Genomic DNA, 18186 nt, shown 5'->3' on the forward strand with positions numbered 1-18186 from the left:
TAGTCAGTGAATGTGCATGCCCCCGTTGACGTCCAGGGTGGCTCCCGTGATGTAGCCCGAGAGCTCGCTGGCCAGGAACAGGAAAGCATTGGCGACATCGTCGGGCGCGCCCAGACGGGCCAAGGGAATACCCTCTAGTATCTTGGTTTTCATTGTATCATCCAACTTCCCCGCGGTGATATCAGTAGCGATCAAGCCCGGTGTTACAGCGTTAACCCGTATGCCATGAGCGCCCAACTCTCGCGCCATCGCCTTCCCCAGACCCAGCATGCCGGCCTTGGCGGCGCTGTAGTGTGGCCCACCAAAGATACCGCCGCCACGTTGCGCGGAGACTGATGAAGTGTTGATAATGGAGCCTGACCTGCCTTGCTTCATATACGGAACGACGGCCTGCGACATATAGAGCATGCCGCGCAGGTTGACATCGAGAATCCGGTCATAGTCTTCTGGCGAAATCTCCTCAAACTTTACCGGCTGAGTGATGCCGGCATTATTGACGAGCACATCGATGCGCCCGAACTTGTCGCTCACGGCCTTCGCCAGGTTCAGGCAGTCATCACGGTTTGCCACGTTTCCCGTCACCACCAAGGAACGCTCGGGATCGAACTCACCCCGCACCTTTTCACAGGCCTGCTCGTTGATATCGGAAATCACCACCGAGGCGCCCTGCTCATAAAAGAGCTTGGCGGTTCTCAGGCCGATTCCCTTTTCACCTGCAGCGCCGGTGACGATACACACTTTGTCTTTAAGTAGCATTATTTTATCCTCTTATACCTTTTTAGTAAGTGAAGCCAACTCTTTTAAGGAGTGGGTTAAGCGCGACTCAATCACCTCGAGTGACAAGGGTTGTTCATCGCGCCATGGTTGCGCACCGGTATCTCGGTGAAGGCGAAAAGGAAGCTCCAACGAAAAGGGCTTCCCTTGCCTGAGAAGCTCCGTCGCCACCTTAACGTCATCCACATCCCCCTCGCCAAAAGCAACGAAGTCGATGCCTTCGGCAGTCCGGATGCAGGGCTTGATGTGGAAATGATCAGCAATGCTTGTGGCCGCCAAGGCATCGCTAAGTGGGGTTCGTCCAGGGCAATGCGACACTATATTGCCGACATCATAATTGATGCCAAAGGCATCATTATCCAGACGCTCCAGCAGGGCAGTTACGTCACTGGCATGGTCGAGTACGTTGGGTACCCCGTTGCCGGGATTCTCAAGAAGAATGCGCACACCAAATTGGCAGGCTATTGCCGCTAATGTATCGGCCTGCCGGAAGAAGGCGTCGCTACGGTCTCGCGTAGCGGCATTGGTAATGACGTAGGAAGCCCCCAGCGCGGCGGCAAAACGGCAACGCGCCTCTAGCCTGGCCGCAGCATCACTACCTCCCAGGTCGATATGCCCTGAAAAGTAGCGGCACTCTTGGCCATGGCGCCTCATTTCATTGTTCAAGTCATCAGCGAAGACATTGGTAAAGTCGCTATCCGTAAAGGCTTCTACATAGCCGTCGATAAAAGCGAACTCAACCTGATGCACGCCGCAACGTGACAGTGACGCCAGGATCGTATCGAACCCATAACCATCATAGGCCGCGGTACTGACTGACACATATCCAGTCATGTTGCCTCCTCAAGCGCTACCATTGAGCAGCCGATAGGTACGAATCAGCTGGCTGTCATCGAGCTTTCCCTCTCCCCGCTGAGAGCTGGACACGAACAGCTGACGAGCGGTTTCCGCCAAGGGAGTAAAGGCACGGGAGGCTTTCGCGGCGTCGCAAACAATGCCCATGTCCTTGCAGAAGATATCGATGACGCTGGTGACATCACCCGGCTCGGCGATCATCCGCGGCCCGCGATCCTTGAGCATCCAGCTGGACGCTGAAGACCCATTCACCATCGATAGCATCAGCGATGCATCGATACCGTTCTGCTCGGCCAGAGCCAGCGCCTCGGCCGCGGCGGCGATATGCACACCGCACAGCAGCTGGTTAACCGCCTTCATCGCGGCCCCTTGTCCAGGCTGCTGCCCCGCCTCGTACACGGCCTTGCCCAACACCTCGAACGCCGGACGACACTCCGCCAAGGCGTCTTCCGCCCCTGCGGCCATGATGGTGAGCTCACCGGCGCGAGCGCCCACCACGCCTCCGGAAACCGGGGCGTCCAGGTAACGCAGGTCCGGGCGCATTGCTGCGACGTCTCTCGAGATGGCCGCGGCGTCCTCCGGCGATATCGTGGACATCTGAACGATGCAGGCATCCTGCCCCAGCGACTCGACGCCCCCCATCTCGAACAGCAGCGAACGAACCTGGTCGGCGTTGACCACCATCAGGAAGAGCGCCTCGCAACGGACGAGGTAGCGACTCTCTTCCTCGGTGGAGATCGCTTGGCCGTTAAAGTCTATCGCTCGCTGTTCGAGCGCATCGATGCCGTGCACCTGGAAGCCGCCTTCTTTCAATCGAGAGGCCATCGGCCACCCCATGGCACCCAGCCCGGCAAACGCGATTTTTTCCATAATCACACCTCAGTAAAGGATCAGAGCCGGCACATAGGACACCAGCAACAGTACGATGATGGCCACCAGATAGAAGGGGAGCAGCTCCTTGACCACGGCTCCGATACGTTCACGGGCAATGGCGGAAGCGACGAACAACGTGGTGCCGATGGGCGGCGAGAACAAACCAATACTGAGGTTCACGCACATGATGATGCCAAGCTGCACAAGATCCAGCCCGATCGCATTAGCGATCGAGACCAGCGTTGGCCCCAGCAGCAGGATGGCGGCGGGCAGGTCGAGGAACATACCAATGAAGAGCAGCAGCAGATTGATCGCCAGAATGATCAGGAGCGGATGCTTGAGATACTCTACGGACCACTGGGCAACGGCCTGAGGCACGCCCCCTGAGGTCAGGATGTAGGCAATAATATTGGCCGCAGCAATAATTAGCATGACGATGCCGGTGGTGATCACCGTATTCACCAGGGCACTCATGACACGATCGGCAGTCAGGTCGCGATAGATAGCCGCACTGACCACCAGCGCATAGGCAACGGCGATGATACTCACCTCGGTGGGCGTGGCGATACCGACCCTCAGCAGCACCACAATGAATACCGGCATCAGCAGCGCCGGCAACGCGGAGATCAGCGTGCTTCTCACCTCGGCGCGAGTGTACTTGAGCGTAAGCCGAGGGAAACCGCGACGCTTACCAACGAGATAGCAGGCCGTCATCATGCCACCTGCGAGCAGCAGTGCCGGAATCACTGCCGCAACGAACAGTGACGCAATCGAGGTGTTGGAAACGGTAGCAAACAGGATCAGGGGTATCGAGGGCGGCATCAGGCCAGCTATGACCGATGAAGACGCGGTCACGGCCGCCCCGAAAGCGCCTGGATAGCCTTCTCTCTTCTGCCAGGGTATCAACATGGAGCCAAGGGCCGACGCCTCGGCCACCGCGGAGCCGGAAACCCCACCGAATACGGTTGATCCCACTACAGTGACCTGCCCCAGACCGCCATGGTATTTTCCCACCAACATGGACGCCAATCCCACCAACTTCTGACCGAGCCTGCCTGACATCATCAGGCTCCCCGATAGAATGAAGAAGGGTATCGCCAGCAGAGGAAAGCTTTGTGTTGGCTGAAAGATCTTCATGACTGCCATGCTCGACGGCAAAGGGCCGAAGACCGACAGGGCGGCCCAACCACTAATCACCAGCGAGTAGCCGACCGGCATCGCCATCAACATGAACAGGATGAAGCCAATGAGCATTTGGACGGTCATATCCCATCCTCCCCATGAGAGACTTGCGGCTTGGAGAATTGATCTCCACCGGTCAGTACCAACGCGATGTTAATGAGCGAATCGAGTGCCAAGCCAATGAATCCGATGACCACCGACCAGTAGGCCCAGGACATAGCGACCTGGGTAATCGGGAGTCGCTGGGATCCTGCGATCTCGACGACGTCGAGGGCATGGACTGCCATGGTTCCAAAGGCAATCATCGCGATGCCGTCGACGGCCAGGACGACAGCCTTCCTCGGCAAGCTGGGCAGCTTCTCCACCACCAGATCGATGCCGATATGCTCGTTCTTGGCGGCGGCGGCGACGATGGCACTCATCGTCAACCAAGGGAAAAGCAGATTGGGCACTTCCGCCACCCAGCCCAGGTTAGTGGAAAGCACATACCGGACCACCACCCCCGTCAACAACGACAGGAACATGACCACGATGGAGGCAATGGCTACCCATTTGGAGGCGAAATAAATGGCATTCTTTGAGCTCGCTAGCAGTGAAGGGGGCGCTCCCCCTTCGCTGCTGCGGCTCTCATCCGAGAGCTTCATGGACATCTCCTCCCGTTACTGCGACTCGCTCTGAGCCGCGTTGACGACCATCTCGACCAGCTCCGGGTACTGTTCACGCCACAGGTCGTAAACGGATTCAGTGGCGTCGATAAACGGCTGCTTTTCGACTTCATTGAATTCCACGCCAGCCTGTTCCATTTCACTGCGCAACTCTTCATCCGCCTCGAGAGAGGCCTGACGATTGAACTCACCTGCCTCGATCGCCGCCTCTTGAATCACTTGTTGATGCTCAGGAGAAAGCATATCCCAGGCCATTTTGCTCATTAGCAGCGGGGTTGACTCGTACTTGTGGCCCGTCAGCGAGATATAGTCCTGCACCTCGTGGAGCTTCGATGAATAAATATTCATCAGCGGGTTCTCTTGGCCATCCACGACACCCTGCTCAAGACCGATGTACAGCTCGGAGAAATTCATCGGGGTCGGGTTGGCACCCAGCGCTTCGAAGATATCGACGGTCATCTCATCGGGAGGCGTGCGGATTTTCATGCCATCCAGATCCTCGGGGGTCTCGATGGGATGCACATTGTTACTGACGTGACGAATGCCGTTATCCCACAGCGCGAGAAGCACCAGGTTCTGCTCTTCCGCGAGTTTCTTCAGCTCGTCGCCGACCTCACCGTCCATCACTTTCCAGGCGGTGGGCAGCGAGTCGAAGAGGAACGGCAGGCCAAGTACGGAGAACTGCGGCACGACGCTCGAGGTGGCACCTTGGCTATTGGTACTGAAAGCCAGCGTGCCCATTCTCATCTGGGTCAGCGCTTCCATGTCATCGCCATACTGGGCGTTGCCCCCTACGTCCACAATTAGCTGGCCGTCAGTGCCCTCTTCCACCAGCTCTGCGAAAAGTTCGGAGGCATCCCACTTCGGATTACCCTCCGCAGCGTTGTGGGTAAGCTGGAGCGTCTGCTGAGCAGCCGCGGTACCGGTAAAGAAAAAGGCGCCGGCGAATACATATCCAATGACTGTTGGTTTCATGACATATCTCTCTGTTCAAATGATTGTTGTAATGCAGTTAACGCGTTAGATGGTTGGCATGATTTCTTCGTCTTCGGAGAAATATTTCTCCAAAGTTTTCACTACCTCCTTGGTTGAAATACCATAGAGATCGTGAAGGGTCGGCAGGGCACCCGCACCCAGGAACTCATCGGGAAGACCAATTTGACGGAACGTGACCGAGACGCCCTCTCGCATCAGCAGAGAAGCGATGCTTTCCCCTAAGCCGCCGACGATCGAGTGGTTCTCGGCCACAAAGACGGGGCGGTCGGGGTAACGACGCACCTCTGCGAGAATGGCATCATTATCCAGCGGCTTGATCGTGGCACAGTGCATGACAGCCACCTCGACACCTTTTTCCTTCATTTGATCGGAGGCCTCGATCGCACGCGTCGTCATGAGACCGGAAGAGATGATCAGGGCATCTTTGCCGTCAATCAGTTGCTTGGCCTTGCCAATCTCAAAACGGTAGCCTTCGAAACGCTCCAGGACGCGCGGTACCTTGCCACGCAGCAGTCGCAAGTAGACGGGGCCGTCGAAATCCACCATCGCCTGCACCGACTGCTCGATATCCACCGCATCACAGGGGTCGATAATGGTCAGATTCGGCATGCCGCGGAAGATGGCAATATCCTCAGTGGCTTGGTGACTCGGCCCATAGCCAGTAGTCAGTCCCGGAAGCGCACTAATGATCTTGACGTTCAGCTTCTCCTCGGCAATCGCCAGGCAGATGAAGTCGTAGGCGCGGCGCGAGGCGAAGACACTGTAGGTCGTGACGAAGGGGATGAAACCCTCGCGCGCCATGCCGGCGCCTGCCATCATGAGCAGCTGCTCGGCCATGCCCATCTGGTAATACCGATCAGGGTAGGCCTGAGCGAAGATATGCAGATCGGTATACTTGCCCAAGTCCGCCGTCATACCGACGATCTTGGGGTTCTTCTCGGCAGCCTCTACCAGCGCATGTCCAAAGGGGGCCGACGTCGTTGGCGTGCCTTCGTCGGCGATGGACGCAATCATGGCTGAGGTTTTCAACTTCTTTTTGGCGCTCATTTCATTTCCTCTTTACTGGACACCGTAGACTTCATCGAGCTGCTTGAGCGCCACACTCCACTCATTCTCATCAACACGAATGAAGTGAGTCTTGTCCCGAGTTTCCAGGAACGGCACACCGCGGCCCATCAGGGTGTCGCAAATAATGACGCGGGGCTTATCGGAGTTGCTTTGCATGGCACTGTCGAAGGCCTCGACCAGCGCCTCAAGATCATTGCCATCGACGCGATAGGTCTCCCACCCGAACGCGACCCACTTGTCGGCTATCGGTTCGTAGTTGAGCACGGTGGACGACTTGTCGTCGGCCTGCTGGTCATTGACATCCACAAGCGCAATCAGGTTATCCAGCTTCCAATGAGCGGCGGAGGCGACGGCCTCCCAGGTCGAGCCCTCATTCAGCTCGCCGTCTGACAACAGGTTGAAGATGCGCGAGTCGCTCTCCTTGCGCTTGAGACCCAGCGCCATGCCGACGCCAATGCCCAGGCCGTGGCCCAGAGAACCACCGGTGATCTCCATGCCCGGCGTATAGTCGGCCATGCCTGACATGGGCAGAATACTGTCGTCGCTGCCGTAGTCTTCGATTTCCTCCTCGGCGATGACGCCGGCCTCGATCAAGACGGCGTAGAGGGCGATGGCGTAATGCCCGATGGACAGCAGGAAACGATCCCGCTCCTCCCACTCCGGGTTCTTGGGGTCCAGTTTCAGTGCGCGGAAATAGGAAACCGCCAGGACATCGGCAACCCCCAAGGCCTGACCGACGTACCCTTGTCCCTGTACTTCGCCCATCCGTAAGGAGTTACGACGAATCTTGTAGGCTCGCTGCCGAAGCGCCTCGATAGCACTGGCCTGCGATGAAGTAGCTGTTTGACTCATACCAGTCACCTCCAATTGGTTGACCATTGGAAGGTAGAGACTTCAGGGTAATTGCGAAATAAGACCTTAGTCTATTGCATGCTTCGCGAGTGAATAAAGAGGACAGTTTAGTGAATAGCCTGTTATTTATTAGCCGTTTAATAGAGCTAGCTTCTTAGAATTTTATACAGTTTATTCTTTATTTAACAACAGCTTACAAGATGTAAACGTGTTTAGCGCTTATCTTCCCATATCAAAGAAATCTAAAGGAATCTGGCTTGCACTCGTAGCATCCAGCGCACTCCCCGTAAGCCAGTCAAGACGTGCGCTTATATAAATGGTCGACCAATATAGACAAATTGGCCAGCATAAGAGGAGGGTGGGATCGCGACTCTCCACGTCGATCCCTTGTCAGGCGAGTGGGTCTTTTGTGCTTGCCGCCGAAGCCCTAGCGTTAGGCGAGCTCCTGATCATCATCCCGGCGGGCTCGACCTGCATGGGACTAGCGTGGAGGAAGCACAGCGCGCGTAGGTTGCCGACAGCCATTCCCCGCAAGCGCTGCATGTGTCATAGCAACTGAGCGTCAGAAATGTTCACAAAGCGAGAAATCAGTCTTCGGCGACCAGCCATCTACTTGATAAAGCGTAACTACTGCATGGTGGAATTGATGTGAGCAATTTCCTGATCGTTGGTGGCGGCGTGATCGGCATGATGACGGCGTTGCAACTAGCCGATGCTGGCCTTGATGTCACCGTGGTCGAGCGCGGCGTGAGTGGACGCGAGGCGTCTTGGGCCGGGGGAGGTATTGTCTCGCCGCCCTATCCCTGGCGCTACAGCGCACCGATTTCCAGTCTCTCTCGCTGGTCGGAGGGCTTCTATCCCGAGCTAGCACTGCGTCTGCTGGAGGAGACCAGCATCGATCCCGAGTACCGGCAGAATGGCCTGCTCTACCTGCGGGTAGAGGACGAGGAAAAGGCCTTGGCCTGGGCACGCAACGTCGGCAAACCGTTGGAGCGGGTCGGGGCTGATTTTCTGTACGCCAAGGAACCTAATGCTGTTCCGGGCTGCGACGATGCCCTATGGATGCCGACGCTGGGCAACATTCGTAACCCCCGCCTGGTGCGTGCCTTGCGAGCTCGGCTGGCAATCATGCCCCGCGTGACCCTGCGCGAGGGCGTGACGGTCATCGGGCTTACCCGCGAAGGGGCGCGAGTCGTCGGCGTGGAGACCACCGCCGGGAGAATTGCCAGTGATCAGGTGATCATCTGCGGCGGGGCCTGGGCGGCCGAGTTACTGGCCACCGTTGAGGTGCGCCTGCCGGTACGCCCCGTCAAAGGCCAGATGATCTTGTTCAAGGCGCCGCCAGAGCTGGTCCAGCGCGTGGTGCTGATGGACGGGCGCTACGTGATCCCGCGGGCCGATGGCCGAGTGCTCGCCGGCTCAACCCTCGAGGAGGTCGGCTTCGACAAGACGGTCACCCGCGAGGCACGGGAATCGCTGTGGCAGAGTGCCACGCGCATCGTGCCGGCGCTGACCGCGTGCGAGGTGGAGCATCACTGGTCTGGGCTGCGCCCTGGCTCGCCAGACGGGGTGCCCTTCATCGGCCGTCTGCCGGGCTTCGACAACCTGCACGTCAACGCCGGACATTTCCGCAACGGCTTGGTGTTGGCGCCGGCTTCCACGCGCCTGTTGGTCGATTTGTTACTGGGTCGCGAACCTATCCTCGACCAGTCGCCCTACCGACCCGGTTGCTAAATATGAAAAATGAACTCGTGAAAACAGTTACTGAATTCAGAGAAAACCAGCATCCTTTTCTACAACACTCTCTTTCTATGATGGATGCCTCATCAATATTCCTCTAAGGAGCAGCGTTCAATTTATAAAGAAATAACAGAAACCAGCAGCGTCATATTTCCGCCGGGCTGCGATAAATAACGCAATGATTCAGGCTGTTGTTTCCCGGGCGGCATCGACAATCATCTCACGCAGCGCCGCTGCGGCCGTGGAGAGCGCGCGCCGGCGACTCTGGACGATGCCGAGCGGGCGACTCACATTGGGCGATACCAGGGGGCGGTGGTCGATCCCATGGGTGGCGATCTGTCGGAAGCTGAACTTCGGCAGCACGCTGATACCCACGCCGGCGGCCACCATGCGCCCCACAGTGGCGATCTGGCTGGCATCGCAGATCACATCCAACGGTTGGCCCACTTCGGCCATGATGCGGTCGATATCCTGCCGCGAGCTCGAGAGCCGGTTGATCCCGATAAAGGGAAAGGCGGCCAGTTGTCGCCAGGCGATTCGCGGTCGCTCAAGCAGCGGGTGGCCCAGCGCGCAGACGACCACGTAGCGATCTTCCAGCACCGGTTCGAAGGCGAGATCCTCCGCGCCGAGAGGCGGCACCGAAAGCCCCAGGTCGGCGCGCCCTTCACGCACCATCACGTTCACCTGCTCGGCCAGCACATCGTGCAGGGCGAAGTTGATGCGCGGGTAACGAGCGTGAAAGGTGGCGATCACGCCAGGCAGCAGGCCGGCGGCCAGGGTGGGCAGCGCCGCCACCGCGACTTTGCCGCGCTTCTTCGAGAACAGCTCGTCGAGGTCTTCGAAGGCCTCGCTCCAATCATTCAGCAGACGGATCGCCACCGGCAGGAAGGCTTCGCCTTCCGGCGTGAGGGTGAGCTGGCGGGTGCTGCGCGAGAACAGTGCACCGCCCACCGTCTCTTCCAGCTTGCGCAGGGCAATCGAGATGGCCGGCTGGGAGAGATGGATGCGCTCGCTGGCCTCGGCCAGGCTGCGCGACTGCGCCACCGCGACGAAGGCGCCGAGCTGTCGAATGCTGGGATTCATTTAGAGAGTAAAACAGGTTTTAAAAACAATTCAATGTACAAAATTGGGAGCGGCAACCACGCTGCATTGAATGGCGCTCTTCCGGAGCACCTTCCTGAAGCGCCGCCGGGTGGATCGTGCACCGCCACGAGACGCTGTTTCACATCATGATTCGTCATAACAACAAGCCCGTAGCCGGGCCAGGAGCCAACCACCATGAAAACGCTGTTCACCGCTGTGGCCGCCAGTGCCGCACTTCTCGCCGCCGCTTCCGCCCCTGCCCAGGAACGACTGCTGATCGGCTCGACCTCCAGCTCGTCGAGCCACTACGGCTACTTCGTGGCGGTCAACCAGATCATCAACAGCGAGCTCGAAGGCGTCAGCTCTTCAGTTGCCGAGACCGGCGCCACCGTCGATAACCTGCGCCGGCTCAGCCGCGACCAGATGGACATGGGTCTGGTGACCACCAACACCGGCTATCACGCCTACGCCGGCCAGGGCGATTTCGAGGAGCGTCCGGTGGATACGCGACTGCTGTGGGTCTACACCGTGGCGCCGCAGAACGTGGTGATGCGCGAGGATGCCGGGGTCGAGAGCATGGAGGAGCTGGACGGGGTGCGTCTCAACCCGGGCATCACCGGCTCGGCCACCGAGAGCACCACCGAGGCAGTCATGAAAACGCTGGGCATCACCCCCGACTACGTGCGCGGTTCTACCACCGACGTAGTCGATTCCATCAAGGATGGTCGCATCGCCGGCTACGTGAAGTCCGGGGTAGGCAACCGCCTGGACGGTTCGACCATGGACATCGCCACCTTCACACCGATCAATGTGCTGTCGCTCAGCGACGAGCAGGCCGATACCCTGCGCAGCGAGATGCCCGATATCGCGGTTGTGGACATTCCCGAGGGCGCCGCCGACGGCATTCCGGCCTTCACCACCTGGGCCTTCGGCGTGGCCGTTCACGCGCATCCGGACATGGATGAAGAGACCGCCTACCAAATCGTCAAGGCGGTGATGGAGAATCCCGAGCCCCAGGCCAACGCTTTCTCCGCGATCAAGGATGCCGACATGGCACAGATGACCCTCGATGTCGGTACCGTTCCGCTGCATGCCGGTGCGGCACGTTATTTCGAAGAGCAAGGCATGGAAATCCCCGACGCCCTGCAGCCCGCCGAATAACGGCCGCCTTAGGAGCTTTCCGTGCGCGAGCATTTGACCCGGGGGCTGGCCCTCACGCTGGGTGGGCTGATTCTGTATACCGCCGCCACCGGCCCCTTCGAGAGCTTGATCCAGCGCAGCATCTTCCTTGCGCTGGTGATCCTGCTGGGGCTGACCGTCTACCCGTTGGGGGCCGGCAAGCGCTGGCGCCCCCTGGGCGTGGCCTTCGATCTGGCCCTGGCAGTGGGCACCGTACTCGCCTGCGGCTACGTGGCGATGAACTCCGAGCGCATCCTGGTGGAGCTGCCCTGGGCATCGACCCGCGACATGCTCTTCACCGGCGTACTGTTGGTGGCGATCCTGGAGCTGTCGCGGCGCGCCATCGGCGTGATCTTCCCGTTGCTGGTGGTGGCCGGTCTGGGCTATGCCTGGTTCGGCGCCGCCATCCCCGGCCCGCTGGGGCACCGCGGATTCGGCCTGGCCTACATCACCGAAACCATCTATCTCGGCGATCTCGGGGTGTGGGGCATGCTGGTAGGCGTGGCCGCGACGACCATCGCCGCCTTCGTGCTGTTCGGCAGCCTACTGCTGCACACTGGCGGTGGTCAAACCTTCATGGACCTGGCGCTGCGCATCAGCGGCCGATCGCCGGGCGGGGCCGCCAAGGTAGCCACGGTCGCCTCGGGGCTATTCGGCATGGTCAGCGGCAGCGCGGTGGCCAACGTGGCCACGACCGGTAACTTCACCATTCCCATGATGAAGCGCCTCGACTATCCGCGGCCCTTCGCGGCCGCGGTGGAGGCCGTGGCCTCGACGGGGGGACAGATCGCGCCGCCGATCCTCGGCGCGGCCGCCTTCATCATGGCCGAGATCCTTGGCGAGAGTTACCTGCGCATCGCCCTGGCGGCGCTGCTGCCGGCGATACTGTTCTACCTGGGCGTGTTTCTGACCATTCATCTGGTGGCGCAACGGCGCAACCTTCGCGTGGTGCCTGGCGACGAGCTGCCCGGCTGGCGTGATGTGCTGCGCCCCGAACGCATCGTGCCGATCCTCGCGGCGCTGGGTGGCCTCTTCTTCGGCGTGCTTAGCGGCCGCTCGATCCAGCTTTCGGCGTTCTACGGCATTCTGATGACGGTGCTGACCTTCGTGCCCTTCTCGCTGTTGGCAAAAATGCCGCCCCGCGAGATCCTCGGCAAGCTGCTCTCGGGGCTGACGGATGCCGGCAGGGGCATGGTGATCATCGGCGTGCTGCTGGCCGGTGCGCAGATTCTGGTGGCGATGATTGGCATGACCGGCATCGGCGTGACGCTCGCCAGCCTGATCGTCAACGTGGGTGGCGAGTCGCTGTTCCTGGTGGCGGGCATTGTTGGGGGGGTGTGCTTGATCCTGGGTATGGGCATTCCCACTACCGCCGCCTACGTGCTGGTGGCTTCGGTACTGGCGCCGGCGCTGACCACCATCGGCGTGGAGCCGTTGATCGCCCACCTGTTCGTGTTCTACTTCGCCACCCTCTCGGTGATTACGCCGCCGGTGTGCGTCGCGGTGTTCGTCGCCTCGGGCATCGCCGGCACTAACTGGCTGCCGGCCGCCGGCGAGGCCGTGCGCCTGGCAGGGGCGATCTACGTCATTCCTTTCCTGCTGCTGATCTATCCGGCCCTGGCCGGCTTCGGTGGCGCGGTCGACATCGCCCTGGCGAGCTGTCAGGGCGTGGTCTTCGTGTTCGCCTTCGCCTCGCTGATGTCGCGGGTCGCGATCACCGGCCATCGCGCGCTGGATATCATCGGCCTGATCGTGGTGGTTGTCCTGGCGCTGACGCCTGGCTGGCTGACCACGGCGGCGGCGCTGCTGACGCTGGTGGGCATGTACGCCTTGCGCCGGCGCCGACAGAGAAGTGCCGGCCCCTCGCCGCGTGATGTTCCCGCCAAGGAGTCCCACCCATGACCTTTCTGCTGGGCAGCGGTGCCGGCTTCTCCGGCGACCGCACCGATGCGGCGATTCCCGTGGTGGCTGAGCTGATCCGCCGCGGCCAGCCCGCTGCGTTGCTCTTCGAGACCCTGGGAGAGCGAACCCTGGCCGCCGCCCATCGGGCGCGGCATGATGACCCCGGGAGCGGCTTCGAGCCGCTGCTCGATGAGCTGCTGGCGCCCGTCCTCGCCGACTGCCTGGACAACGGTATCGCCATTCTGGGCAACTTCGGCGCCGCCAACCCCGCGGGTGCCTGCGAGCGGGTCCGCGTGCTAGCCGAGCAGGCCGGACGGGGCGATATCCGTATCGGCCATGTACAGGGCGACGACATCCGCTCGCGCCTGTCCGCTATCGACCTGCTGCACTGGGAGACGGAGAGCGGCGAGATGCCCGGCGAGGAGGCACTGATCTCGGCCAACGTCTATCTCGGTGCTGCGCCACTCGTCGAGGCGCTGAGCCAGGGCGCCGAGGTGGTGGTGACCGGTCGTGTGGCCGACCCGGCGCTGTTCCTGGCACCGTTGGTGCATCATTTCGGCTGGGCCTGGGACGACTGGGATCGCCTGGCGGCGGGCACGATGGCGGGACATCTGGGCGAGTGCGGGGCCCAGGTGAGCGGCGGCTATTTCGCCGACCCGGGGCTCAAGAACGTGCCCGGCCTGGCCACGGTGGGCTATCCCATCATCGAGGTGGAGGAGGACGGTAGCCTGGTGGTGACCAAGCCGCCCGGCACCGGCGGGTGCGTGACCGAGCGCACGGTGAAGGAGCAGCTTCTCTACGAGGTGCACGACCCGGGCAACTACCTGACGCCTGACGTGGTCGTGGATCTCTCCGACGCCCGGATCGTCGAGATCGGCCCTGATCGGGTCGCGGTCAGCGGTATCCGTGGCAGGCCGGCGCCGGAGCGGCTCAAGACCACCGTATGCTACGCCGGTGGCTGGCAGGGCGAGGCGGAGATCTCCTACGCCGGCCCCAATGCGTTCGGCCGCGCGCGATTGGCCGCTGAGGTACTGCGCGAACGGCTCACGTTTCGCGTGCCGCCTGAGCTGCGCTCGCGTTTCGATATCATCGGTCACGCTAGTGTCTTCGACAGCGATGCTGGCGAGCTCCAACAGCAATCAGCAGCGCCGGAGAACGGGGATTACCGCCTGCGGCTCGCCGTCGGGCACCCCGAGCGACGCTGGGTGGAGCGCGCCACGCAGGAGCTGCTGGCGCTCTATTGCGCCGGCCCGGCCGGCGGGGGCGGGGTAAGACGCCAGTTCCAGCGCCGGGTCTGTACGGCCTCCTATCTGGTCAAGCGCAGCGACGTCGAGGCCTTCGCTACGCTGTACGACGCTACGCTGAACGAAGCCACGCGGAACAACGAGAGGAGCCACGACCATGGTGCGCAGTGAAGCCGAAGTCACCGTGTCGCTACACCGTCTGGCACATGCCCGCGCCGGCGACAAGGGCGAGCGGCTCAACCTGGCGTTGTTCGCCTACGATCCGCGCCACTTCGATGTGCTGATGGCCCAGGTCACCGAGGCACGGGTGCAGGCGCTGTTCGCCCACCGCGGCGTCAGCCGGGTGCGGCGCTATCCGCTGCCGGGTCTCAGCGGAATGAATCTGGTGCTTGACGATGTACTGCAGGGCGGGGTCAACGGGGCGCTGAACCTCGACGGCCACGGCAAGACCCTCTCCTTCCTGTTGCTCAGCATGGCGATCATCTTGCCGGCGGCACTAAAAACCGGCAATCAAGGCTAGACTATCAAATTGCCGGCAGCCCCTATCATCGCGCATGCTAGGGCTTCTTTACTTTCTGGAGACCCCTGCATGCCTCTTCCCCGCCTCGGTTTCATCGGTATTGGCCTGATGGGCTATCCGATGAGCCACCGACTATGCGATGCCGGCTTCGATGTCACGGTATGGAACCGTTCGGCGGACAGGACAACCGCGCTGCAGGGGGCCGGCGCCACGGTGGCCGGCTCGATTGCCGAACTGATGGCCAGGGTCGATGTGGTGATGCTGTGCCTGGCCAATACCGAGGTGGTCGATGAGCTGGTGTTTGGCGCGGGCGGCGTGGCCGATAATGGCAGGGCCGATCAGCGGCTGATCGACTTCTCGAGCAGCGACCCGGCCGCCACGCGGGAGTTTGCAGCGTTGCTCAAGTCGGCAAACGGCATGGCCTGGATCGATGCCCCGGTCTCCGGCGGCGTGGTGGGTGCCGAGACGGGCAGCCTCGCCATCATGTGTGGCGGCGAGCCTGATGACATCGCCGCCATCCGCCCGCTGCTCGACCCTCTGGCCGCGCGGGTCACGCATATGGGGCCGGTGGGCAGCGGTCAGGTCACCAAGATATGCAACCAGATGGTCGTCGGCTGCCAGGCGGCGGTACTCGCTGAGATGGTGGCGCTCGCGGAATCCAGCGGCGTGGACGCTAATCGACTGACCGAGGCGCTCACCGGTGGCTTCGCCGATTCCAAGCCCTTTCAGATCCTCACCCCGCGCATGGCGGCGAGCGACTATGATTCGCCGCCCTGGCACCTGCGCACCCTGCTCAAGGATCTGGACATGGCCGTGGCCCAGAGCCAGCGTTGCAGCAGCGCCACGCCGATGAGCAGCCTGGCCGCCCAATTGCTGCGTGCGCATGCCAATCGCGGCCATGGCGAGCACGATCCCGCGATCCTCGTCGAGGCCTACCGGAAGTCTCCGACAGACTAGTCACTACCCGCCGCTTCAGTACACTTGTCTGACTGCTGACATTTCCTGACGACACAGCCGAGGCAATCCCATGGCGTTCGATTCCACTTCTTCCTACATTGCCACCGATGCCCTGAAGCAGGCGGTCAATGCCGCCGTGACCCTCGAGCGGCCGCTGCTGATCAAGGGTGAGCCAGGCACCGGCAAGACGCTGCTGGCCGAGGAACTCGCCGCCACGCTGGATACGCGACTGCTCACCTGGCACATCAAGTCCAGCACCAAGGCGGCCCAGGGGCTCTACGAATACGACGCGGTGAGCCGGCTGCGCGACTCTCAGCTGGGCATCGAGGGCGTGGAAAACGTTGCCAACTACATCAAGCCCGGCAAGCTGTGGGAGGCATTTACTCAGGACAGGCGCGTGGTGCTGTTGATCGACGAGATCGACAAGGCGGACATCGAATTCCCCAACGATCTGCTTCAGGAGCTGGATCGCATGGAGTTCCATGTCTACGAGACCGGCGAAACCATCAAGGCCAGGCATCGACCTATCATCGTCATCACGTCCAATAACGAGAAGGAGCTGCCCGACGCCTTCCTGCGTCGCTGCTTCTTCCATTACATCGAGTTTCCCGACCGCGAGACCATGCAAGCAATCGTCGATGTGCACTTTCCCGACATCGCCCCCAAGTTGGTCGGCGAGGCGCTGGAGGTGTTCTTCGAGCTTCGCGACGCACCAGGGCTCAAGAAGAAGCCCTCTACTTCGGAGCTGGTGGACTGGCTGAAACTGCTGATGAGTGATGAGCTGGCCCGCGAGGCTCTTTACCAGCGCGACCCGGTAAAAGCGATCCCGCCACTGGCCGGCGCCTTGGTCAAGAACGAGCAAGACACTCAACTGCTGCAACGGCTGGCCTTCATGCTGCGCCGGCAAGGACGCTAAACGATGTTCATCGGCCTGTTCGAGACGCTCAAGCGCGCCGGTGTACCGGTGTCACTGCGCGAGCTGCTCGACCTGCATGCGGTGGTCGAGCGCGGTGTGGTGTTCGCCGACATGCAGGCCTTCTATCAGGTGGCACGTACGGTAATGGTCAAGGACGAGCGCTACTTCGATCGCTTCGATCGCGCCTTTGCCGCCTGGTTCGAGGGGCTCGAGAATCTCGATGCGGCGATCGAGGCGCTGATTCCCGACGACTGGCTGCGCCGCGAGTTCGAGAAGCAGCTCAGCGAAGAAGAGAAGGCGAAGATCGCGTCGCTGGGCGGGCTTGAAAAGCTCATCGAGACCTTCAAGCAGCGCCTGGAGGAGCAACAGGAGCGTCACGCCGGGGGTAACAAGTGGATCGGCACTGGCGGCACCAGCCCCTTCGGCGCCTACGGCTACAATCCTGAAGGCATTCGCGTTGGCCAGGACGGCTCGCGTCATCGCCGAGCGGTGAAGGTATGGGACGAGCGCCGTTTTCGCGACTATGACGATTCGCGGGAGCTGGGCACGCGCAACATCAAGATGGCGCTGCGCCGGCTGCGCAAGTTCGCCCGCCAGGGCGCCGCGGAGGAGTTCGATGTCGATGCCACCATTCGCGAGACCGCCCGCGATTCCGGCCTGCTCAACGTGCAGATGCGCCCGGAGCGTCACAACGCAGTGAAGGTGCTGCTGTTTCTTGATGTGGGTGGCTCCATGGATGACCACATTCGCACCTGCGAAGAGCTGTTCTCGGCGGCGCGTTCGGAATTCAAGCACCTGGTGCCCTATTACTTCCATAACTGCCTTTATGAAGGGGTGTGGCGCAGCAATTCTCAACACCGGGCCAGGCGCCACGGCGAGCGTATTCCGACCATGGACGTCCTGCATACCTACGGCGCCGACTACCAGGTGGTGATCGTTGGCGACGCCGCCATGTCGCCGTACGAGATCACCCACCCTGGCGGCAGCGTCGAGCACTTCAACGACGAACCCGGCGGCCTCTGGCTCAAGCGTCTGGTGAAGACCTTCCCGCGTCTAGCCTGGCTCAACCCCATGCCGTCCCGCGCCTGGGAGACCACTCACTCGACCCAGCTGATCCGCGAGCTGATCGATGACCGCATGTATCCCATGACGCTCGAGGGCCTGGAAAACGCCATGCGCGAGCTCGCCAAGTAGCCCCCACAAGCCAAGCCAACGTACTACGCAACGTTCTACGGCCCGAAACTCCGCCCCGAATAAGCACAAATACAAAGAATCGTCACGATAGAGAATCGAGTAGGAGGGGGAATTGCTTCCCCCGTCCTCTCACACCACCGTACGTACGGTTCCGTATACGGCGGTTCATGAAGAACGAGTAAGCCC

General features: G+C 61.1%; 17 protein-coding genes. 8 read left to right on the forward strand and 9 right to left on the reverse strand.

Annotated features, from left to right (window positions below; translation table 11 throughout):
* Nucleotides 1-3: 3 nt before the first annotated feature.
* Genes BM341_RS11285 through BM341_RS11320 form a run of 8 tightly spaced genes read right to left on the reverse strand, consistent with a single transcriptional unit; the run spans nt 4 to nt 7265 of the window.
* Nucleotides 4-756 (reverse strand): SDR family NAD(P)-dependent oxidoreductase, encoded by a 753-nt coding sequence (locus tag BM341_RS11285; protein ID WP_089795964.1) that lies wholly within the window; start codon nt 754-756, stop codon nt 4-6.
* Nucleotides 757-768: 12 nt separating this feature from the next.
* Nucleotides 769-1608 (reverse strand): sugar phosphate isomerase/epimerase family protein, encoded by an 840-nt coding sequence (locus BM341_RS11290; RefSeq protein ID WP_089795965.1) that lies wholly within the window; start codon nt 1606-1608, stop codon nt 769-771.
* A gap of 9 nt (nt 1609-1617) precedes the next feature.
* Nucleotides 1618-2499 carry an NAD(P)-dependent oxidoreductase gene (locus BM341_RS11295; protein WP_217646219.1) on the reverse strand — a complete coding sequence of 294 codons (882 nt, stop codon included), beginning with the start codon at nt 2497-2499 and terminating at the stop codon, nt 1618-1620.
* Nucleotides 2500-2508: 9 nt separating this feature from the next.
* The gene (locus tag BM341_RS11300; RefSeq protein ID WP_089795969.1) at nt 2509-3768 is read right to left on the reverse strand and encodes a TRAP transporter large permease; all 1260 of its coding nucleotides are present in this window, start codon (nt 3766-3768) and stop codon (nt 2509-2511) included.
* Entirely contained in the window at nt 3765-4328 is a 564-nt protein-coding gene (locus tag BM341_RS11305) for a TRAP transporter small permease (protein WP_175507853.1), read from the reverse strand. Before BM341_RS11305 ends, BM341_RS11300 begins: the two co-directional genes overlap by 4 nt.
* A 15-nt stretch (nt 4329-4343) precedes the next feature.
* The gene (locus tag BM341_RS11310; protein ID WP_089795974.1) at nt 4344-5324 is read right to left on the reverse strand and encodes a TRAP transporter substrate-binding protein; all 981 of its coding nucleotides are present in this window, start codon (nt 5322-5324) and stop codon (nt 4344-4346) included.
* Nucleotides 5325-5369: 45 nt separating this feature from the next.
* Nucleotides 5370-6392: a transketolase family protein gene (locus tag BM341_RS11315; RefSeq protein WP_089795976.1), complete on the reverse strand. Its 1023-nt coding sequence runs from the start codon at nt 6390-6392 to the stop codon at nt 5370-5372.
* A 12-nt stretch (nt 6393-6404) separates the two neighbouring features.
* Entirely contained in the window at nt 6405-7265 is an 861-nt protein-coding gene (locus tag BM341_RS11320) for a transketolase (protein WP_089795977.1), read from the reverse strand.
* Between the two features lie 648 nt (nt 7266-7913).
* On the opposite strand from BM341_RS11320, the gene thiO reads away from it, so the two are divergent.
* Nucleotides 7914-8999 (forward strand): glycine oxidase ThiO, encoded by a 1086-nt coding sequence (thiO, locus tag BM341_RS11325; protein WP_089795979.1) that lies wholly within the window; start codon nt 7914-7916, stop codon nt 8997-8999.
* 189 nt (nt 9000-9188) lie between these two features.
* Here thiO and BM341_RS11330 read toward each other — a convergent pair whose 3' ends face one another.
* A complete protein-coding gene (locus tag BM341_RS11330) occupies nt 9189-10088 on the reverse strand; it encodes a LysR family transcriptional regulator (protein ID WP_089795981.1) in 900 nt (299 codons plus the stop codon).
* Between the two features lie 195 nt (nt 10089-10283).
* On the opposite strand from BM341_RS11330, the gene BM341_RS11335 reads away from it, so the two are divergent.
* The 7 genes from BM341_RS11335 to BM341_RS11365 all read left to right on the forward strand — a co-directional run bounded on the left by BM341_RS11335 (nt 10284) and on the right by BM341_RS11365 (nt 18000).
* Nucleotides 10284-11249: a TAXI family TRAP transporter solute-binding subunit gene (locus BM341_RS11335; RefSeq protein WP_089795982.1), complete on the forward strand. Its 966-nt coding sequence runs from the start codon at nt 10284-10286 to the stop codon at nt 11247-11249.
* Between the two features lie 21 nt (nt 11250-11270).
* Nucleotides 11271-13169, forward strand: a complete 1899-nt coding sequence (locus BM341_RS11340) for a TRAP transporter permease (protein ID WP_089795985.1) — start codon at nt 11271-11273, stop codon at nt 13167-13169.
* Entirely contained in the window at nt 13166-14584 is a 1419-nt protein-coding gene (locus BM341_RS11345) for an acyclic terpene utilization AtuA family protein (protein ID WP_089795987.1), read from the forward strand. The genes BM341_RS11340 and BM341_RS11345 overlap by 4 nt, the downstream gene beginning before the upstream one ends.
* A complete protein-coding gene (locus BM341_RS11350; RefSeq protein ID WP_089795989.1) occupies nt 14571-14933 on the forward strand; it encodes an AtuA-related protein in 363 nt (120 codons plus the stop codon). Before BM341_RS11345 ends, BM341_RS11350 begins: the two co-directional genes overlap by 14 nt.
* A gap of 69 nt (nt 14934-15002) precedes the next feature.
* The gene (locus tag BM341_RS11355; RefSeq protein WP_089795991.1) at nt 15003-15890 is read left to right on the forward strand and encodes an NAD(P)-dependent oxidoreductase; all 888 of its coding nucleotides are present in this window, start codon (nt 15003-15005) and stop codon (nt 15888-15890) included.
* Between the two features lie 70 nt (nt 15891-15960).
* On the forward strand, nt 15961-16806 hold the full coding sequence (locus BM341_RS11360) for an AAA family ATPase (protein ID WP_089795993.1): 846 nt from the start codon (nt 15961-15963) through the stop codon (nt 16804-16806).
* 3 nt (nt 16807-16809) lie between these two features.
* Nucleotides 16810-18000 carry a vWA domain-containing protein gene (locus BM341_RS11365; protein WP_089795995.1) on the forward strand — a complete coding sequence of 397 codons (1191 nt, stop codon included), beginning with the start codon at nt 16810-16812 and terminating at the stop codon, nt 17998-18000.
* Nucleotides 18001-18186: the final 186 nt, after the last annotated feature.

Origin of the sequence: Halomonas korlensis (assembly GCF_900116705.1) — a bacterium.
GTDB classification, from domain to species: domain Bacteria; phylum Pseudomonadota; class Gammaproteobacteria; order Pseudomonadales; family Halomonadaceae; genus Halomonas; species Halomonas korlensis.